Raw genomic sequence first — 3,102 nt, forward strand, 5'->3', positions numbered from 1 at the left:
GATCTGCACTTCTCTTGCAATGGCATCTGGGTCGCTGCGCAAATCACGTGGGTAACGGATAGAAACGCCGTATCGTTCTCTACCTTCAACTGTAGAAGTGACGACTTCAGCACCTAAAGCCATGGCAATGACATCCTGAACCGCTTCAATCGACAGACCATAGCGCCCCAGCGATATCCGATCAGGAATGATGTCGAGATAGTAGCCTCCAATAATTCGCTCAGCATAAGCACTGGAAGTCCCCGGAACTGAGCGTAGTACAGCCTCGATTTGCCGTGCAACATTCTCCATTTCAGTGAGGTTATTGCCATAAACTTTCACTCCAACCGGCGTGCGAATTCCAGTAGACAGCATATCAATGCGGGCACGAATGGGCATCGTCCAGGCATTTGATACCCCCGGGAATTGAAGAGCCGCGTCCATTTCGGTTTTCAGACTGTCAGCGGTGACCCCGTCCCGCCACTCCGATTTTGGCTTGAGATTGATGATCGTCTCAAACATTTCTGTGGGTGCAGGGTCCGTTGCGGTCATGGCGCGACCGGCCTTACCAAAGACCGATTCCACTTCTGGAAAGGATTTGATAATTCGGTTCTGGATTTGCATGAGGTCTGCCGCTTTGGTCACAGAAATACCAGGCAGGGTCGTCGGCATATACATCATTGTGCCTTCATCAAGGTTTGGCATGAATTCACTACCAAGCTGACGGGCAGGCCAGATCGTCACAACCAAAGCGATAAGCGCAATCCCTATTGTGAGCGTCTTGGCCCGCAAAACACCTGCAATGACCGGGCGATAAATCGCAATCAGGAACCGGTTTACCGGGTTTTTGCGCTCGGGGATGATTTTTCCACGGACGAACACCACCATCAAAGCCGGAACGAGTGTAACTGAAAGCAGTGCCGCCGCCGCCATGGCAAATGTCTTGGTGAAAGCAAGAGGACCAAAAAGCCTGCCCTCCTGATTTTCCAATGTGAATATTGGCAGAAACGAAACCGTAATGATCAAAAGACTAAAAAACAAAGCCGGTCCGACTTCCGATGCTGCTTCGATCATTACTTCTACACGCGGTTTATCAGGTGGTGCCCGTTCAAGATGTTTATGGGCATTTTCGATCATCACAATAGCTGCATCAATCATCGCTCCTATGGCGATAGCGATACCGCCCAGGCTCATGATGTTCGAACCCAAGCCGAGCGCCCGCATGGCTATAAACGCGATCAAGATGCCGACGGGCAGCATAATGATGGCAACAAGCGCGCTTCGCACATGTAGCAGGAAAATGATGGTTACGAGGGCAACGACTATGCTTTCTTCAAGGAGTGTCGCTTTCAGGGTTTCAATTGCGTTATTAATCAGTTCTGAACGGTCATAAACCGATACGACCTCAGTGCCGTCAGGTAGGCTCTTTTGAATATCTGCCAAACTGATTTTAGCGTTCTCGATCACGTCGAGCGCATTGGAGCCGACCCTTTGCAGAACAATGCCGCTGACCACTTCGCCCTCACCATTGAGTTCGGTAATCCCTCGTCTTTCATCTGGAACAATGTCAACACGAGCAACATCGCTTAATCTTAAAGGTACCCCATTAAGACTTTTGATCGCGATATTTTCGATATCATTTGTATTCTTGAGATAGCCGCGACCTCGAACCATAAATTCGAACTCGGATATTTCGACCGTTCGCCCGCCCGTATCCATGTTGCTAGCGCGAACTGCATTGCCAATGTCTGACAGCGTTACCTGTTGCGCACGCATACGTGCGGGATCAACCACGATAGAATATTGCTTTACGAAACCACCAACACTTGCAATTTCAGAGACGCCTTCGGCTTTAGAAACTGCAAAACGGACTACCCAATCTTGTAAGGACCTGATTTCCGCAAGGGATAATTCCTTTGCAACCAGAGCATATTGATAGACCCAGCCAACGCCCGTCGCGTCAGGTCCCAGCGTTGGGCTCACACCTTGCGGTAATCTACTGGCGGCGGCATTGAGATATTCAAGAACCCGACTTCGTGCCCAATAGGGATCGGTTCCATCTTCAAAAATAATATAGACAAATGAAACTCCGAAGAACGAAAAACCACGCACGACTTTTGAGCGCGGAACCGTTAGCATCGACGTGGTCAAAGGATAGGTAACTTGATCCTCTACAACCTGCGGCGCTTGCCCTGGATAATTGGTGAAAACGATGACCTGCACATCTGACAAATCAGGTATCGCATCTAGGGGTAGAGTTCGAACGGCATAAATACCAGCGGCAATTGTCAATGCGGTTGCGAAAAAGATGAGGACGAGATTGCGCGCGGACCATTCGATAATCTTGGAGATCATTTGGAGGTCTCCGCAGGAGTAAGGGCACTCAACGCCGCCTTCAAATTACTTTCAGCGTCGATCAGGAAATTGCCAGAAACGACCAGCCGGTCACCTTCGGATACGCCTTCCATAATTTCAATCATTCCATTGCCACGCGATCCAAGTTTTACATCTCTTGGTTCGAAACTACCTTCTCCTTTGTCCAAAATGACAACCTGACGATCACCAGAATCAATGACAGCACTTTCTGGTACAGTGACAACCGTATCTGTGCCTCCGGTGTTGATGCTGACATCTGCGTACATATTGGCAATCAACACCCCGGTTGAATTATCAACCTGAACACGCACTTTGGCAGTGCGGGTCTCCCCCTGAATCTCGGGATAAATCAAGTCTACTTTTCCGACGATATTCGGTCCTTTCAGGCCCCGGATGCGTATGTTCACAACGGCCCCATCGCGAATGGAACTGAGTTCAAATTCCGGCACATCTGCCATTACCCAGACAACAGACGTATCGGCAATTTTGAACAATGTTTCGCCTGCTTGTGCCATCATACCTTCAACTGCCATTCGCTCCAGCACCACGCCGTGTCTTGGTGCCATCATGGTCATTGAAACAGGGACCTTTCCGGTGCGCTCTATCTCCTCAATTACTTCCTTTGAAGCTCCCAAATTTTGTAATCTCTGCAGGCTTCCGAGCGCACCTTTCTTGCCGCCGGTTTTGACGTCCGTGAGATATAAAGCTGCTGCAGAAACCATTTCTTTGGAGTAGAAACTTAAAAGT

2 protein-coding genes are annotated in these 3,102 nt (G+C 49.4%); both read right to left on the reverse strand.

The genetic code is table 11. The features are described 5' to 3' along the window. A partial coding sequence (locus WBC85_RS04120) for an efflux RND transporter permease subunit (RefSeq protein WP_424433407.1) occupies nucleotides 1–2,334 on the reverse strand: 2,334 nt, incomplete at its 3' end. Next, on the reverse strand, nucleotides 2,331–3,102 hold a 772-nt coding region (locus tag WBC85_RS04125), incomplete at its 5' end, for an efflux RND transporter periplasmic adaptor subunit (protein ID WP_424433408.1). The genes WBC85_RS04120 and WBC85_RS04125, both read right to left, overlap by 4 nt.

Source organism: Planktotalea sp. (assembly GCF_049680325.1).
Classification (GTDB): Bacteria; Pseudomonadota; Alphaproteobacteria; order Rhodobacterales; family Rhodobacteraceae; genus Planktotalea.